This is a genomic window from Brevibacillus laterosporus DSM 25, from assembly GCF_002706795.1.
Classification (GTDB): domain Bacteria; phylum Bacillota; class Bacilli; order Brevibacillales; family Brevibacillaceae; genus Brevibacillus_B; species Brevibacillus_B laterosporus.
The window spans coordinates 4,316,977-4,333,401 of sequence record NZ_CP017705.1; the positions used below are offsets into that span (position 1 = coordinate 4,316,977).

The 16,425-nt window shown below is 39.5% G+C and carries 15 protein-coding genes; 14 read left to right on the top strand and 1 reads right to left on the bottom strand.

Annotation, left to right across the window (positions count from 1 at the left end; translation table 11 throughout):
• Positions 1 to 5: 5 nt before the first annotated feature.
• On the bottom strand, positions 6 to 992 hold the full coding sequence (locus BrL25_RS20705) for a BUD32 family EKC/KEOPS complex subunit (RefSeq protein WP_018670056.1): 987 nt from the start codon (positions 990 to 992) through the stop codon (positions 6 to 8).
• Between the two features lie 219 nt (positions 993 to 1,211).
• Between BrL25_RS20705 and BrL25_RS20710 the strand changes: the two genes are divergently transcribed.
• From BrL25_RS20710 to BrL25_RS20775, 14 genes are all read left to right on the top strand, one after another.
• Positions 1,212 to 2,396, top strand: coding sequence for a pyridoxal phosphate-dependent aminotransferase (locus BrL25_RS20710; RefSeq protein WP_018670055.1), 1,185 nt, complete (start codon positions 1,212 to 1,214; stop codon positions 2,394 to 2,396).
• A 111-nt stretch (positions 2,397 to 2,507) separates the two neighbouring features.
• Positions 2,508 to 3,800 (top strand): asparagine--tRNA ligase, encoded by a 1,293-nt coding sequence (gene asnS, locus BrL25_RS20715; RefSeq protein WP_018670054.1) that lies wholly within the window; start codon positions 2,508 to 2,510, stop codon positions 3,798 to 3,800.
• A 346-nt stretch (positions 3,801 to 4,146) separates the two neighbouring features.
• The gene (locus tag BrL25_RS20720; RefSeq protein ID WP_018670053.1) at positions 4,147 to 5,103 is read left to right on the top strand and encodes an ABC transporter permease; all 957 of its coding nucleotides are present in this window, start codon (positions 4,147 to 4,149) and stop codon (positions 5,101 to 5,103) included.
• The gene (locus BrL25_RS20725; RefSeq protein WP_018670052.1) at positions 5,090 to 6,046 is read left to right on the top strand and encodes an iron chelate uptake ABC transporter family permease subunit; all 957 of its coding nucleotides are present in this window, start codon (positions 5,090 to 5,092) and stop codon (positions 6,044 to 6,046) included. The genes BrL25_RS20720 and BrL25_RS20725 overlap by 14 nt, the downstream gene beginning before the upstream one ends.
• A complete protein-coding gene (locus BrL25_RS20730; RefSeq protein ID WP_018670051.1) occupies positions 6,040 to 6,798 on the top strand; it encodes an iron ABC transporter ATP-binding protein in 759 nt (252 codons plus the stop codon). Before BrL25_RS20725 ends, BrL25_RS20730 begins: the two co-directional genes overlap by 7 nt.
• Positions 6,799 to 7,200: 402 nt before the next feature.
• The gene (locus BrL25_RS20735) at positions 7,201 to 8,166 is read left to right on the top strand and encodes a siderophore ABC transporter substrate-binding protein (RefSeq protein ID WP_026315012.1); all 966 of its coding nucleotides are present in this window, start codon (positions 7,201 to 7,203) and stop codon (positions 8,164 to 8,166) included.
• Between the two features lie 174 nt (positions 8,167 to 8,340).
• The gene (locus BrL25_RS20740; RefSeq protein WP_018670049.1) at positions 8,341 to 9,075 is read left to right on the top strand and encodes a DnaD domain-containing protein; all 735 of its coding nucleotides are present in this window, start codon (positions 8,341 to 8,343) and stop codon (positions 9,073 to 9,075) included.
• 258 nt (positions 9,076 to 9,333) lie between these two features.
• Entirely contained in the window at positions 9,334 to 9,774 is a 441-nt protein-coding gene (locus BrL25_RS20745; protein ID WP_018670048.1) for a hypothetical protein, read from the top strand.
• A complete protein-coding gene (locus BrL25_RS20750) occupies positions 9,771 to 11,036 on the top strand; it encodes a glycosyltransferase family 4 protein (RefSeq protein WP_018670047.1) in 1,266 nt (421 codons plus the stop codon). Before BrL25_RS20745 ends, BrL25_RS20750 begins: the two co-directional genes overlap by 4 nt.
• A gap of 30 nt (positions 11,037 to 11,066) precedes the next feature.
• A complete protein-coding gene (locus BrL25_RS20755) occupies positions 11,067 to 12,128 on the top strand; it encodes a glucose-1-phosphate thymidylyltransferase (RefSeq protein WP_018670046.1) in 1,062 nt (353 codons plus the stop codon).
• Positions 12,125 to 12,982: a glycosyltransferase family 2 protein gene (locus BrL25_RS20760; protein ID WP_018670045.1), complete on the top strand. Its 858-nt coding sequence runs from the start codon at positions 12,125 to 12,127 to the stop codon at positions 12,980 to 12,982. Before BrL25_RS20755 ends, BrL25_RS20760 begins: the two co-directional genes overlap by 4 nt.
• Positions 12,979 to 13,935, top strand: coding sequence for an NAD-dependent epimerase/dehydratase family protein (locus BrL25_RS20765; RefSeq protein WP_018670044.1), 957 nt, complete (start codon positions 12,979 to 12,981; stop codon positions 13,933 to 13,935). Before BrL25_RS20760 ends, BrL25_RS20765 begins: the two co-directional genes overlap by 4 nt.
• A 4-nt stretch (positions 13,936 to 13,939) precedes the next feature.
• On the top strand, positions 13,940 to 15,037 hold the full coding sequence (locus BrL25_RS20770; protein ID WP_018670043.1) for a glycosyltransferase: 1,098 nt from the start codon (positions 13,940 to 13,942) through the stop codon (positions 15,035 to 15,037).
• A 35-nt stretch (positions 15,038 to 15,072) separates the two neighbouring features.
• Entirely contained in the window at positions 15,073 to 16,383 is a 1,311-nt protein-coding gene (locus tag BrL25_RS20775; protein WP_018670042.1) for a UDP-glucose dehydrogenase family protein, read from the top strand.
• The last annotated feature ends 42 nt before the right edge of the window (positions 16,384 to 16,425 follow it).

A 16,425-nucleotide genomic window follows, 5' to 3' on the forward strand; every position in this document is an offset into this window, starting at 1 on the left:
AAAGATTAAAGCTTTGTAAATAAGACCACAACATTGCTCTGGTTCTGGTTCTCTAAGATTGGTTTGGAATAAGATTGTTTTGATGGTCTGTTATTTTGGATGGTAAAGACATATTTATTTTGAGAACCATGCTTTTTGCCCGTAGAGGGTTGTTCTTTTTGCTCTAGGTAAGATGGTTCATGGAAGAAAGCAAAATGTTTCGATCGAATATGTTGATCCGATAGTATTTTTTCTGTTTCTTCTTTGTGAATTTTACGTACCATACTTTCGAGCTTCCATTCAAAAACGGCTGGATCATGAATGGATAGTAGAGGACGAGTTGCGTCACTTGCGATATTTTCGACATTTTGTAGTTGCTCTTGGGAAATGACTCCATGAATATAACGAGCCAAATTGTCCATTTCGCGATATTGCTTCCACTCTTTATAAAGCTCAGGTGCCATTTTTTTTACGTGGGTAAGAAAAAGAATAGAGATTTTAGTACCAAGACTGGTAAGTAATTTTCGCGGATAGGGATAGGTTCGATCTCGCCAAACGGTCCTACCTACATCTATTACCTTCAGTTGCCCAGATGGGAGTAAGTATATCTGTCTCTTATGATGATCAATTCGTTCATAACCAATTTCTTTAAAGGTGACGAGCATTTGAATTAGCTTTAGCGATAGTTCTTTGGTTAATGTCTCCGACTGTAAATATTCACGCAAATTAATCCCAGTAATCTTTTCCATCACAATGTAATTTCTTCCGCGTTCATAGACGATTGGCAGTAACTCTGTATGTTGACCAAGTGACAGTGCGTAATATTCACGCTCACAATCCTGTATTTCTCCATAAATCTTGACACAAATGTTATCAGTTAATTGGAAGACAGCTCCTTGTCTACCCTTACCTAATAATTGTAACGGAGTCGGATTTATTACTTCCACGTCTTGATTTTCTTTTGGGGTTACCCAAATTTGAGCAAGGTATTTAAGAAGATTGGTATACTCCAAAAGCTTCCCTCCTTACCTTCAAACTATAGTATATTTGATACCTTTATTAGATGCACCAACTTCAATAGTCGTTCATAAAATAGTCGCTTGTACGTTTGATAATAGTCCTTGTAGATTCTATAACGAAGAACTATACATCCAAATCTATGTGTGATAGGCTATCATTAAGTATTTGGCAGTTTTTTATATCATGACGTTACCAGGAGGTCCAGGTTTTCCATGAAACTTGCAAATCGAGTCACAGTTCTTTCTCCATCTTCTACTTTGGCTATTACAGCGAAAGCGAACGAAATGAAGCGACAAGGCATTGACGTTGTCAGCTTCGGAGCGGGGGAGCCTGACTTTAATACCCCGGAACATATCATTGAAGCAGCTGAAAAGGCGATGCGTGAAGGAAAAACCAAGTATACTGCAACAGCTGGTATTCCTGAGTTGTTACAAGCCATCAGCAACAAGTATCAACAAGAATATAATTTGACTTACAGCACCAAGCAAGTCATCGTGACCAATGGGGGAAAACATGCCTTGTTCAACTTGTTCATGGCGTTGTTAAACCCTGGTGATGAAGTGATTGTTCCTATCCCTTATTGGGTGAGCTATCCAGAGATGGTGAGGGTAGCAGAGGGTGTTCCTGTTTTTGTTGAGGGCAAGGAATCAAACAATTTCAAGGTGACAGCGGAGCAAGTAAAACAAGCTATCACTCCTCGAACACGTGCACTCATTATTAATTCTCCAAGCAATCCTACCGGTAGTATTTATACACGTAAGGAACTGGAAGAGATTGTAGATGTTTGCTTGTCACATAATGTGTTAATGGTTTCTGATGAAATTTATGAAAAGTTGATCTATGATGGGCATGAAGCGGTTACTGTAGCCTCTTTTGGCAAAGAAGCCTATGAAAACACAGTGATTATTAATGGAATGTCAAAACCATACTCCATGACAGGATGGCGGATGGGTTACGCTTTAGGTAATGAGAATTTGATTCGTGCCATGGTTGATTTGTCGAGCCATAGTACTTCTAATCCGACTTCATTTGCCCAATATGGTGCACTGGCAGCATTAACAGGATCTCAAGCCTCTTTGGAAATGATGCGGGGCGAGTTTGTTAAGCGTCGTGATCGTGTAGTCGATCTATTAAATGAAATTGAAGGCGTGACATGCTTAAAACCAGAGGGAGCCTTCTATGTTTTCCCAAATGTAGCTAAAGCAATGGAAAAACAGGGCTTTGCTAATATAGATGACTGGAGTAAAGCGTTACTGGAGCAAGAAAAGGTAGCTTTAATCCCGGGGAGTGGTTTTGGATCCCCTGAGAATATTCGTATTTCATATGCAACATCCATGGAACAATTGGAAAAGGGCATTGGTCGAATCAAGCAATTTGTGGAAGGAAAGTCCCTCTAAGGAGGGGCTTTTTCCATGGTGAAAAAGAAGCAATAACAATCGTTGAAATTAGTAGAGAGAGGATAGTATAATTGTAAGGGTTATCTGGTACAGATAAATGGAGGTCTTATTATGTCATTAATTACAATTGGTCAGGTCGGGCAACATGTCGGACAAGAAGTTAAGATAGGTTGCTGGCTATACAACAAGCGAAGCAGTGGTAAAATCCAATTTCTCCAACTGCGTGACGGCTCCGGATTTATTCAAGGGGTTGTAGTAAAAGCAGAAGTAAGCGAAGAGGCTTGGAACAATGCGAAGGAACTTACGCAAGAAAGTTCTTTGTACATAACTGGAATGGTACGCGCAGATGATCGTGCTCCAAGCGGTTACGAATTAACTGTAACAGGAGTAGAAATCATTCAAATTGCACAAGACTACCCGATTTCTCTTAAGGAGCATGGGGTAGATTTCTTGATGGATAACCGTCATCTATGGCTGCGCTCTCCACGCCAACGTGCCGCGATGGCTGTCCGTTCGGAAATTATTCGTTCAGTGTACGAGTTCTTCCAAATCAACGGATTTTATAAAGTTGATCCGCCAATTTTGACACCTACATCTGCTGAGGGAACGACTAACCTGTTCCATACGAAATACTTTGAGGAAGATGCATATCTCTCTCAAAGTGGTCAGTTGTACATGGAAGCAGCTGCGATGGCTTTAGGACGTGTGTTTTCCTTTGGTCCTACATTCCGTGCTGAGAAATCCAAAACACGTCGTCACTTAATTGAGTTCTGGATGATTGAGCCGGAGATGGCATTTGTTGACCATGAAGAGAGCTTACGCATTCAAGAAAATTTTGTATCGCATGTTGTTCAGTCAGTATTAAAGAACTGTCAACTTGAATTAAAAGCGCTAGACCGCGATACTACGAAATTAGAAAAAGTAAAAGCACCATTCCCACGTATCACTTATGATGATGCGATCAAGCTCCTACAAGAAAAAGGTAGTGAGATTAAATGGGGCGATGATTTTGGTGCACCAGATGAGACAGCGATTGCTGAACACTATGATATGCCTGTCTTCATTACGCATTATCCTACTGAAATCAAGGCATTTTATATGAAGCCACACCCAGATCGTCCAGAAGTGGTTCTTTGTGCAGACTTGATTGCTCCAGAGGGCTATGGAGAGATTATTGGTGGTAGCCAACGTATTGATGATCCAGAATTACTAGAAGCACGTTTTCAAGAGCATAACCTCTCTGAAGAAACCTATAAATGGTATATGGACCTACGTAAATATGGAACAGCGCCTCACTCTGGATTCGGTTTGGGCTTAGAGAGAACAGTGGCATGGATCTGTGGATTGGATCACGTTCGTGAAACAATACCATTCCCACGTTTATTGTACAGACTATATCCGTAATAGATTATTTATCTATAAATGAATTTGATCAATTTCTTTACATGCTAAAATAGTATAAAAACCTCTTGTTTAGAGTATGAACAAGGGGTTTTTTCCTGTTTTTTTAATGTTTAAAACTACTTTGTGTAACGAAAAAACGGCTATAAATGTAGAAAATATGAAAAAACAGTTGAATATGAGAATGAAAATCATTTATAATACTCATTGGATGATGGTTAATGAAAATCAATCTCATTTGTAATAATATGTAATATAAATAAATACATAATTGATCGATAACACGAAGCTAGAAGTATTAAATCCTAGAGAAACACACATCAGTTGCTAATGTCATACGGGGGGAACTATGAAAAAGAGATATTTATTTTTAGCATTAATCATCCTATCCATGTGCTCCTTATTTATTGGAGTCAAAAACATTACTCCACTTGACATTCTAAATTTTAATGATGAGCAAGTTGAAATTTTCTTAATCAGCCGTGTTCCACGATTAGTTAGCATTATTGTGGCTGGGATTAGCCTTAGTATCTGTGGCTTAATCATGCAGCAGATCACCCGTAATAAATTCGTATCTCCTACTACTGCTGGAACGATGGACTGCGCTCGATTAGGAGTGCTGGTATCACTCATGCTATTTACTACAGAGAGTCCGATTGTAAAGATGATTGTCGCATTTATTTTTGCCTTAGGCGGCACCTTTATTTTTATGAAAATCCTTAAAAAAATAAAGTTCAAAGACAATATCTTTATTCCATTGGTAGGTATCATGTTTGGTAATATTATCAGTTCTATAAGCACTTTCTTTGCTTATAAATATGACCTGATACAAAATATATCCTCATGGTTACAAGGAGACTTCTCCATGATCATGAAGGGAAGATATGAGCTTTTGTATATTAGTATCCCGCTTGTCATTATCGCCTTTCTTTATGCGAATAAATTCACGGTCGCAGGAATGGGAGAAGAATTCGCGGTTAATCTAGGACTCAACTATCAGCGTGTGATCAATATCGGATTAATCATCGTTGCTATGATTTCCTCTCTGGTATTGCTCACAGTCGGAATGATTCCATTCCTTGGTTTAATTATTCCTAACATCGTTTCCATTTATCGTGGGGATAATCTACGGAACAGTCTACCGCATACAGCCTTACTCGGAGCCGTATTTGTCCTAGCATGTGATATATTAGGGCGTATCGTAATTTTTCCTTATGAGCTCTCGATTGGACTTATGGTCGGAGTTATCGGCAGTGGAATCTTCCTGTACTTACTCATGAGGAGAAATGCATATGCAACAATGTAGAAGAATGTTGGGCATCCTTGCGATGATCGCAATCGTCTTGATCGGATTATTTATTTTCTACAAGATGAATGCGAATAATTGGGATTATGTTCTTCCCAAACGCAGTAAAAATGTACTTGCTATCTTATTGACTGGGGGAGCGATTGCGTTCTCATCTGTTGTATTTCAAACGATAACGAATAACCGAATCTTAACTCCTAGCGTCATCGGATTAGATTCGCTGTATATGTTTATTCAAACATTGGTCATTTTCTTATTTGGTTCTATGCACATCACAATCGTGAATAATAACGTTAACTTTATTCTTTCAGTAGGGCTCATGATTGTATTCTCAAGCATTTTATTTAAAACGCTGTTTAGAGGCGAGGGCAGGAATATATTTTTCTTGCTTTTAGTGGGGATTATCTTTGGAACCTTTTTCTCCAGTCTATCCTCGTTTATGCAAATGTTAATTGATCCAAACGAATTTCAGGTCATTCAGGATAAAATGTTTGCCAGCTTTAACAGTGTAAACACAGATATCCTGATGCTATCTGTGATTGGAATAGCCTTAGCTTGTGGTTATGTTTTTAAACAGTTAAAATTCCTCGATGTCTTGTCTTTGGGAAGAGATCAAGCGATTAATTTAGGAATTAACTACGAGCGAGTTGTGAAAAGATTACTGATCGTAATTGCGGTGCTAGTTTCTATTTCAACCGCATTAGTTGGTCCGATTACCTTTTTAGGATTATTGGTAGCCAATTTGACACGAGAATTCTTAAAGGTGTATCAGCACAAGTATTTGCTTATTGGTTCTATGCTGATTAGTACCATTGCTTTAGTTGGCGGACAGTTCATCGTGGAGCGGGTTTTTCAATTCTCGACACCGCTCAGTGTCATCATCAATTTTATTGGTGGTATGTACTTCTTATATCTGCTGTTAAAGGAGAATAAAGCATGGTAGAAGTTAAAAACGTCACAAAATTCTATGGGAATAAGCCTGTTGTTGAAAATATATCGGTGAAGATAAAAAAGGGAAGCATCACCTCCTTTATCGGTCCCAACGGTGCTGGAAAAAGTACATTGTTGTCCATGATCAGCCGCTTACTCAAGAAAGATGAAGGCGAGGTTTATATTGAAGGACAGGAAATAAGTAAATGGAACAGCAACGATTTGGCCAAGAAAATTTCGATTCTAAAACAGTCCAACCATATTAATATTCGTTTAACCGTGAAAGAATTGATAAGTTTCGGTCGTTTTCCTTATTCACAGGGTAATTTATCACCGGAAGATTGGAAATATGTCGAAGAAGCGATTGCTTATATGGAACTGGAAGAGATGCAGGATAAATATTTAGATCAATTAAGTGGTGGACAAAGACAACGAGCTTACATTGCAATGGTTATCGCGCAAAACACGGATTATATCCTGTTGGATGAGCCACTTAATAACTTGGATATGAAGCACTCGGTGCAAATCATGAAAACCCTGCGTCGTTTGGTAGCTGAATTAGGCAAGACGATCATCATTGTTATTCATGATATTAACTTTGCATCCTGTTACTCCGATTATATTGTTGCATTAAAAGACGGCAAAATCGTCAAAGAGGGCTCGACCCAAGAAATCATTAACCCTAAGGTCTTACAGGACTTGTATGAGATGGATTTCAATATCCAAAACATCGAAGGTAATGACATTTGTGTCTATTTCGCTTAACAAAAAGTATCGCTGAAAACCATTTACAAATCGTACTGAGAACGCAAACGGATGTAGTTGGATTTCATGAAACAAAGAACCGAAAAGGATGGCAAAACTGGCCTGCCGATGTGGGAAACCTTCTTTCCTCCCTTTCTTACGTACGGAAGAGACCTGCTGGTTGATTCCAACTGGGTAATACCTAATGACAAGCATCCTGTCGTCACTCAAGCAAGGGGGATCACGGACTGCTAGTAATGTAGGTACGTGAATTGACATAGGACACTTGGAGGAAGAGAAAGAAGGTACAAAGCAGGCACAGATAAGTTTTACCTTTGTTTCATTAGCTGAAGGAAGAGCAGATCTTCCTAGCAAATGATCTGTTCTACATCTTGTTTCAAAAAAATTATAGAGGTGAGAATGTTGAAGAAATTAGCAATGGTATTTGCTACATTTATGCTAGCATTGGTTACTGCGGCTTGCGGGTCAAATAATGCTACAGATAAAACATCTGGTGCTCAACCAGAAGCAGCAAAACAAGCAGCTCCTGCAGAAATTACTGTAAAACACGAATTGGGTGAGACAGTAGTAAAGAAAAATCCACAAAAAGTCGTTGTATTTGACTTTGGTTCACTTGACACTATGGATGCATTGGGCGTAGAACCAGTTGGTTTGCCACAAAAAAGCCTACCTAGCTATCTAGATAAATACAAAGATGAAAAATATATCAATGTTGGCGGTTTGAAAGAGCCTGACTTTGAAAAAATTCATGAAGCAAAACCTGATTTAATCATCATTGCTGGTCGTCAAGCCGATAAGTATGAAGAATTTAAAAAGATCGCTCCAACAATCTACATGGATGTTGATGATAAGAAATACATGGAATCCTTCACTACTAAAGTAAAAACATTGGCTCAAATTTTTGATAAAGAAGCAAAAGCTGATGAAATGTTAGCTAAAATTGAAAAAGAAATTAAAGACCTAAATGAAAAAACAAAAGCTGACGAGAAAAAAGCTTTAGTTATTCTTGCTAACGATGGTAAAGTAAGTGCTTATGGTTCTACTTCTCGCTTTGGTATTGTTCATGACGTGTTTGGCTTCAAACAAGCAGATGATAAAATCGACTCATCTACACATGGACAAAGTGTTTCTTTCGAGTACATCTTGGAGAAAAACCCTGATTACATTTTCGTAGTTGACCGTACTGCGGCTATTAAAAAAGGTGAATCCTCTGCGAAACAAGTAGTAGAAAATGAAATTGTGAAGAAAACGAATGCAGTTAAAAACAATAAAGTCATTTACCTAGATCCAGGATACTGGTACCTATCCGGTGGCGGATTAGAATCTGTATCTGAAATGGTAAAAGAAACAGCTGCTGTTTATAAATAAAAAATAAAATAGCACTGAAGGAACGATACAGCTAGTAGAAATCCCCCTTTCTACTAGCTGTTTTCTTTTTCAGCTTTTTGTATGGCAAAGAAAGATTCTCCAATGGTTTATGTGTTTTTTTACTAGGTGAATTTGCCTGTCCTTGTTATAATAGGGGAGAGGTGAAAGCACGACATGGATCGACAAATAAGACAACTGATACAAGAGGGTTCTACGTCCGTTTCTAATTTATTATTAAAGAATTATAAACGTATGTCTTTGGCGGACGAAGAAATGATGTTAATTATCCACCTCTTGTCATTTCAACAAGAAGGGAATCAATTTCCCACCTTATCGCAGCTTGAGGATCGGCTCTCCATGTCTGGATTGCGTTTAATACAATTGTTGCAGAAAATGATGAAGGATCAATGGATCGGCATTGATGAGAATGTTGATGAACAAACGGGGTTCCGTTCGGAAAGCTACAATCTTTCTGTTGTCTATGACCGCTTGTATGACTGCTTGAAACAAAGCTATCAAGTGCAACGTGAAGCATTTAGCGATTCCAGACAGGAAGTAGCAGTTACTTCCCACATGGATATATCAGGTGGACCTGCTGATACAATGTTATTTTCATTAGATGAGGAACAGCAGCCAGATAGTTTGTACACTCAGTTTGAACAAACATTTGGTCGACCACTATCTCCCATTGAGGTAGAAACGTTACAAATATGGGCGGAAGAGGATGGCTATGCAGAAGAGCTAATTATAGCTGCCTTACGAGAGGCACAGTCTGTTGGTAAGCTATTTATCCGTTATATTGACCGTATCTTATTGGAGTGGCAACGCAATCAAGTCAACTCTGTTGAGGAAGCGCGCGAGTATAGTCAGCGATTCCGTCACCCAGTAGCAGTAAAAGAGGGACGGTAGGTAAACAATAAGGATATCCATACTAAAGGATAAAAAATATTAACGAAAAACCCCTTTACGCAATCGATAAAAGGCATTTAGTAGTGCTGCCGTTTATCGATGCGCAAAGGGGTTTTTGTATTCCTTGGTCTTATTGTAGTCAACAAATAGGATTGCCTGATGAGAGAAATACATGATTTGAAGGAGAACAACCTAGTAGGTATGCACCTATCGGCCTGTTAAGTACATAGAATATAACAAGTAAAGGAGGGAGAACTAATGGATAATCGAAAACAGCTAGAACTGAATACTGAGGGAGGGCCATTTGTCTTTTCGGCCATGTTTGATTTGCAAGCCTCAGGGGGCCAAAATGACTGCCGTGTGATCCCTGATGCCGTGTTATTGGAAGGACTATATCCCAAAAAAGCTAAAGAAAAACAAGAATTACTTAATCAGTGGAAAGAAATGCAGGAACGGTTGGATCACTTGGAGAAGGAGCGAAACGCATGGCAGGAACAAATCAAAGAATATCAGCAGGTAATGGCTACAATGGAATCCAAAATGGCGGCTATGATAAATCGATGGGAGACGTTACAACTCAATAGCGAAAAATGGAAACAACAAGTGGAGAAAGTAGTTCTTCAATGGAACAAGGAACGAGAACAAATTTATCAGATCGTGCTTGCCATTAAAAAGGAATGGGAATCGGTCAGAGCATGAGGATTGCAATAGTAAGCCCCGGCCCTTTTACTGTTCCACCTATACGAGGTAGTTCCGTTGAGCTGGATATTGATGAGGTAAGTAAAAGGCTAGCAAAATCTCATGATATCGAAATCTATACAAGGACCTGTAAAGAATACCCTCGGTCAGAACAGGATGGGAGAATCAAGTACATTCGGTTATCTTATCATGGACAAAAGTCATTTATTAAGCAAGTGACAAGTCGGATAAAAAAAAACAAGCCTGATGTAATTTTGATAGAGAATCGTCCAAGTTTTGTTCCTATCGTGCGCAAGGCTCATAAAGATATACCTATCGTACTTAATATGCATTCTCATGTATTTGCTTCACGAAGGGCTATTTCGCCTCTTCGTATGAAAAAAGTGAAAAAGCAGGTTGATTGTTTCATTACCAATAGTAACTATCTGCGACAATATTTCATCAAGAAACATGGCATATCAAAACGTAAGATACATGCAGTTCATCTTGGAGTAAATGTTGCTGCTTATTCACTGTCTAAGGAAGGGCGGAAGATTATTTCCGAAAAACGAGAATCTTTGGGTTTTAAAAAGCACCATCGCGTGATGATGTATGCAGGGCGATTGATGCGCGAAAAAGGGGTACACCTGTTAATTCGCACCTTCAAACAAATCGCTAAGCGTGATCAGCATGCACGTCTTCTCATAGTTGGTGGAACAGGATATGGAAACAATAGAAAAAATAAATATGTGAGCTATTTAAAAAAACTAGCTAGACCAATAAAAGAGAAGGTACGTTTCGTTAATTTTATTCCTTCAAAAGAGATGCCAGAGTGGTATCATATCTGTGATATTGTAGCTACCCCATCAGTTTGGAACGAGCCGTTTTGCCGGGTTAATATAGAAGGAATGGCAGCAGGAAAGCCTATCTTAACTTCAACACGGGGAGGAATAGGAGAGGTGGTTGAGCATGATAAGACCGGCTATCTCATTCCTCCTAAAAAGTGGATGAAAACAATTCCGGACATTTGGGAACAAATGTGGAATTCTGTCTCTTTCTTTACACCCTTTGCTAATCGCTCCATATCACGAGCAAGTGAGTTTACATGGGAAAAAACAGCTAATGAATATGTGGAGATTTTCTTTAAGGCTTCTCAAATCCGTGAACAAAAAAGACAGCGCCCACGAAAAAAACGTAGGCGCTTTTTACATAGGCATTCGCCACTATTTGGGTTAGTAGGGCCAATCACCCAAACCGTTACTATCCCTGTGCATAAAGTATAGATATCTCTATGGAACAGGGGTGAATGTCATTTGAAAGGGTTAATTTTATGCGCTGGCCGTGGCACACGACTATATCCACTTTCCTATTCACAGCCCAAGACACTCCTACCTGTAGCTAATCTACCGGTGATCCAGCATTGTTTGCAAAAGTTACTTGATGTCGGTATAAGGGAAATAGGTATCGTGATTAGTCCAAATCAATTGCAAATTCCATCCTACGTTGGGGATGGAAGAAAATGTGGCGCAGTGATTAGGTATATTGAACAGCAAGAGCCATTGGGTATTGCCCATGCTGTTTCATTAGCCAAATCCTTTATCGATGGAGATAAGTTTGCTTTGTTTTTAGGGGATAACTTAATGATGGAATCCTTGCACAGTTTACATGACAGCTTCGTCAAAACAGATGCCTCAGCTGCCGTCTTATTGAGTGAGGTAAAGAAACCACAGGATTTTGGCATAGCTGAAATACAAGGAAAACAAATTCTGTCAATTGTTGAAAAACCACAGTATCCCAAAAGCAATTTAGCTGTAATCGGAGCCTATTTTTTTACTCCTGCTATTTTTCAAGTGATTGCTGGATTGCAACCATCTAAGCGGGGGGAATATGAAATTACTGATGCCATTGCAGTACTTTTACAACAAGGCAAAAAGGTAGTACATTCTACAACCAAGCTACCTTATTCCGATGTAGGAACGATGGAGAGATGGTTGGAGGCTAATCGCTGGATGCTAGACAAATCTGTTGGAACTGAGGTGCAAGTAGGAGAGGGAAGTCTGATCGATAATTGTAAGATTATTGGTCCCGTAATGATAGGTGAAGATTGTGTATTGTCTAACTGCACAATTGGACCTTATGTAAGTATTCAAAATGGAGCGGAGGTAAGAAATTGCCAAAGAATTGAAAACAGTATTTTATTAGAGGACACGAAATTAGTAAATTTGGATTGTTATATTCATGATAGTATTTTTGGACGTTCTTCTTATTTAGTTGGGGGAGTACCAAATGTTTCACGACAGCACATGGGGATTTTTATTATGAGTGATCATTCTACGATAACACTACCAGCGACAAGGAGAATCGAGACTTCATGACTGAGATGGAAGAGAATGTAGATGTAGCTATCCCCATGTTTACTGTCGTAATACCTACCTATAATAGATCGGATATGTTACCAAAGGCGATAAATAGTGTCTTGAAACAGACCTGCGATGATTGGGAAATACTCATTATGGATGATGCTTCAACGGATGATACGGAAGAAATTGTCTCTGTCCTTCTTACTCATTCAAACATTCGATATTATCGTATGCAGAAGAATTCAGGGATATCTAAGGTTATGAATATGGCATTGTCACTTACTCGCACCCCTTATCTTATTCAATTGGATTCCGATGATTGGTTAACCAAACGTACGTTGGAACGTTTTAAAAATACAATTAATAAGAATCAACGGAGTAAGAAAAAGGAAAAATGTGCTCTATACTACGGAAATATGAATGTTTGGCGTGTTTATAAAAGTATATACCGTAAGCGTAAGGTCATTAAACACCGGCAAATAAGAGGGAAGTATGATTTCTTAAGATATGATGGTTGGATGGTAGCCCCGCGTTGTTATCGTGTTAATGCTTTGAAAGAGGTAGGTGGCTGGGATACCTCTGACAAATATGGTGGAAGAATTATGGAAGATCGTCGTATGATTTTACGCTTGATTGAAAAGTTTCCTGTTCAACATATAGATAAAACGTTATATAACAGAACAAAGCATCGAAACCAATTGACAGAGCCAGGATCGATTCAAAAACGTAATTATCTACGAAGACAGACATATGAAAGTTGTTTAAAAAGGTGGGGGAATAAATATCGTGCAATTTTTGGAAAGAGAGGGTGTTTTCTGGTCATTAAACAGCTAGTGAAGCGGAAAAAGAAAAGAGGTCATCGCAAATGAGGAAAAAAGCTGTGGTGACTGGTTGTGCAGGATTTATTGGTTCTCATTTGACCGAGCGATTGCTGGCAGACGATTATGAAGTAATTGGTGTAGATAGTATGCTCTTGAACTACCCATTGTGTTATAAAGAGCGCAATATCAAATATAGTCTACAAGATTCCCGGTTTCAGTACATCACAAAATCTATACAGGATGTTGACTGGTCTTATGTGTTAAAGGGGGTCCATTATATTTTTCACCTGGCTGCCTTGCCTGGAGTACGTGCAAGCTGGGGGGATGCTTTTCAGGAGTATGTGAACCACAATGTGACCGCTACACAAATCTTGTTAGAAGCTAGTCTTACTCATGATTCGTTGCGAAAAATTGTGCTTGCCTCCTCCTCGTCTGTTTATGGCACAATGCAAGAGGGTTTAACAGAGGAATCAGCTCCGCTTGTACCGCTTTCCCCTTATGGTGTAACCAAGGTTTCTATGGAGTATTTGATGCAAGCTTATGTGAAAGCCTATCAACTACCAGTGGTTGCACTTCGCTATTTTACCGTATATGGACCGAGACAGCGTCCTGACATGGCCTTTCATCGATTTTTTCGAGCAATGATGCAAAAAGAGCCCATACAAATTTACGGGGATGGTAGTCAAAGCCGTAACTTTAGCTACGTACATGATGTGGTGGAAGCCAATCTGTTGGCGAGTGAGTACGGTCAGGCGGGCAAGATTTATAACATCGGTGGAGAACGAGAAATTAGCTTGTTAGAGGCCGTGTCCCTTATGGCAAAGATCATGCAAGTGAGTCCAGATATTACCTTCACAATAGCAGAAAAAGGTGATTCGAGGCGTACCTGTGCTGATATATCCCTAGCAGCTCAACAGATTGGCTATCGTCCGCATACCTCATTGGAACAGGGGCTCTACCAGCAATTTCAGGATATTAAGAAGCTGTACCAAGGAGGATGAAAGTATGCATCGGGTTCTTTTGTATCGGCGAATTTATCTTCCAAGAAGTGAAACCTTCATTTATGAACAATTGATTGGACATACACAGGTGGAACCTTTGGTCGTGACCAGAAGTAAACCGATTAATGTGGATCAATTTCCTCACCAGTCAATCTATGTGAAAAAAAAGTTAAGAAATCTTCATCATTGGGTGAAGAAAAAACAAATCAAGGTATTGCATGCTAGATTTGGAACAGGTGGTTTAGAATTATTACCTGTTGCCAAACGTTCTAAATTACCTTTACTTGTGTCATTTCACGGAACGGATGTATCACGTCGGCCCAATGTTGATCCGGAATATAGACGTCAATTAAAAAAATTATTTGGAAGAGGAAGCGCGTTCACAGTAGTAAGCAAGCACATGAAAAAAAAGGTAATCAAACTAGGATGCCCTAAACAAAAAATAACGTTGTTACGGTCAGGGATTGACCTCCAAAAGTTTACTTATCAAGCTATGCAACCTGTTTGGAATAATGCCTATGGATTTTTAAGTGTAGGTCGACTGGTAGAGAAAAAAGGCATGGATACTCTCATTCGCGCTTTTCAATATGTACACAAGATTTATCCAAAAGCTACGCTTACAATTGTCGGGGAAGGGAATCAGCAAAAGAAACTGGAAAAGTTGATTAAACGCTACAAGTTACAGAATTGCGTGATACTAAAGGGCGGTGTCAGCCATCTAAAAGTAGCCGAGGAATTGGCGCGTTGTCATGTGTTTGTACTTGCTTGCAAAACAGCGAAAGATGGCAATCAAGAAGGGATTCCCAACGTGCTAATGGAAGCCATGGCAACAGGGAGGCCAGTTATTTCTACAAGTCACGCAGGTATTCCAGAGCTGGTGGAGCATGGGGTAAGCGGACTACTTGCTCCTGAGAAATCGCCCCGTACACTTGCTGAAATGATGATTCGTATGATCAAGGAAGAACAGCGGTGGACAGAATACACCTTGAATGCACGTGTGAAAGTGGAAAAACAACATGATATTAAAAAGCAACGCAAGCTGCTGGAAAATGTATATGTACGACTTATAAAAGAAAACAGTAGACGGATAAAGACCAAGTAAGATGAGTATCACCAAATCATGGCGGAGGTGTCAGCATGAAAGTAGCCGTCATTGGAACCGGATATGTAGGAGTTACAACAGGAGTCGCATTAGCGATGGCAGGACATGAAGTGACGGGGGTGGATGTAGACGAAGAAAAGATACGCCTATTGCAAGCTGGCAGATCACCCATTTATGAACCAGGTTTAGACGAAGCTCTGACGGACGTAATAACTAGAGGAAAGCTGGAATTTACCACTGATCTTACAGTGGCACTACTTCCAGCACAGGTTATATTTATCTGTGTAGGCACCCCTTCCGATCAGGAGGGAAGGGCTGATTTACGCGTTTTTAAGGATGTAATAGATCAGGTTCACCACATGCTTCGTCACAATGTTTCGGAACGTGTGTTGGTCATTAAGAGTACAGTACCTGTAGGAAGTAACGATCAAGTAGCACAACTTTTCTCCGATTGCCCACAGATACACGTCGCCTCTAACCCAGAATTCCTACGGGAGGGAAGTGCTTTACATGATTCATTAGAACCAGCTCGCATCGTGATGGGGGCCTCGTCTACAAAAGCGTTTCATATACTAGAAGATTTATACGTAACAATTGATGCACCACGGATTAAAACGAGTCGGTTAAATGCAGAGATGATAAAATATGCTTCTAATGCTTTTTTATCCATGCGAATTTCTTTTATGAATGAACTAGCTCGACTAAGTGATAAACTGGGAACAGATATATCGATCATCGCTACCGGAATGGGGCTTGATTCTAGGATTGGTCCAGAATTTCTCCGAGCAGGTTTGGGATATGGTGGATCTTGTTTCCCAAAGGATACTTCTGCCTTACTCTCAATAGCACAAGAGAAAAATGAGCAACTGAATATTTTGTACCAAGTAATTAAGGTGAATGAACAACAACCTGCTTGGTTTTTGCATAAAGTAGAGCAACGCTTAGGCGGACTTGCGAGGAAACGAATTGCTTTATTAGGTCTATCCTTTAAGCCAGATACCGATGATATTCGAGAAGCTCCTGCACAGAAACTACTAACTATCTTACAAAAAAAAGAAGCGATCATCACTGCTTATGATCCTGTTGCTATGCCCAACATGCAATGCGTATTTTCACCCGAGCAGGTGACTTACACCAGAACAGCTTATGAGGCTGTGACCGGAGCGGATGCGGTCATCCTTTGCACAGAGTGGAGAGAGTTTCTTCAATTAGATTATGAACATATGTACCATATTATGAAGCAACCATTAATCTTTGATGGTCGCAATGCATTAGCACATTCTGATTTGAGAAAAATTGGATTTGAATATGTAGGGATTGGAAATCAAGTGGGGAGCCTGGTGTAGAAGCCAGGTTTTTTTTATTTTTTTTCTACCACGATTCGCTTT

Coding starts and splice junctions, on each gene's coding strand:
- BrL25_RS20710 (WP_018670055.1), top strand. CDS start 1,212: ATGAAACTTGCAAATCGAGTCACAGTTCTTTCTCCATCTTCTACTTTG.
- asnS (WP_018670054.1), top strand. CDS start 2,508: ATGTCATTAATTACAATTGGTCAGGTCGGGCAACATGTCGGACAAGAA.
- BrL25_RS20720 (WP_018670053.1), top strand. CDS start 4,147: ATGAAAAAGAGATATTTATTTTTAGCATTAATCATCCTATCCATGTGC.
- BrL25_RS20725 (WP_018670052.1), top strand. CDS start 5,090: ATGCAACAATGTAGAAGAATGTTGGGCATCCTTGCGATGATCGCAATC.
- BrL25_RS20730 (WP_018670051.1), top strand. CDS start 6,040: ATGGTAGAAGTTAAAAACGTCACAAAATTCTATGGGAATAAGCCTGTT.
- BrL25_RS20740 (WP_018670049.1), top strand. CDS start 8,341: ATGGATCGACAAATAAGACAACTGATACAAGAGGGTTCTACGTCCGTT.
- BrL25_RS20745 (WP_018670048.1), top strand. CDS start 9,334: ATGGATAATCGAAAACAGCTAGAACTGAATACTGAGGGAGGGCCATTT.
- BrL25_RS20750 (WP_018670047.1), top strand. CDS start 9,771: ATGAGGATTGCAATAGTAAGCCCCGGCCCTTTTACTGTTCCACCTATA.
- BrL25_RS20760 (WP_018670045.1), top strand. CDS start 12,125: ATGACTGAGATGGAAGAGAATGTAGATGTAGCTATCCCCATGTTTACT.
- BrL25_RS20765 (WP_018670044.1), top strand. CDS start 12,979: ATGAGGAAAAAAGCTGTGGTGACTGGTTGTGCAGGATTTATTGGTTCT.
- BrL25_RS20770 (WP_018670043.1), top strand. CDS start 13,940: ATGCATCGGGTTCTTTTGTATCGGCGAATTTATCTTCCAAGAAGTGAA.
- BrL25_RS20775 (WP_018670042.1), top strand. CDS start 15,073: ATGAAAGTAGCCGTCATTGGAACCGGATATGTAGGAGTTACAACAGGA.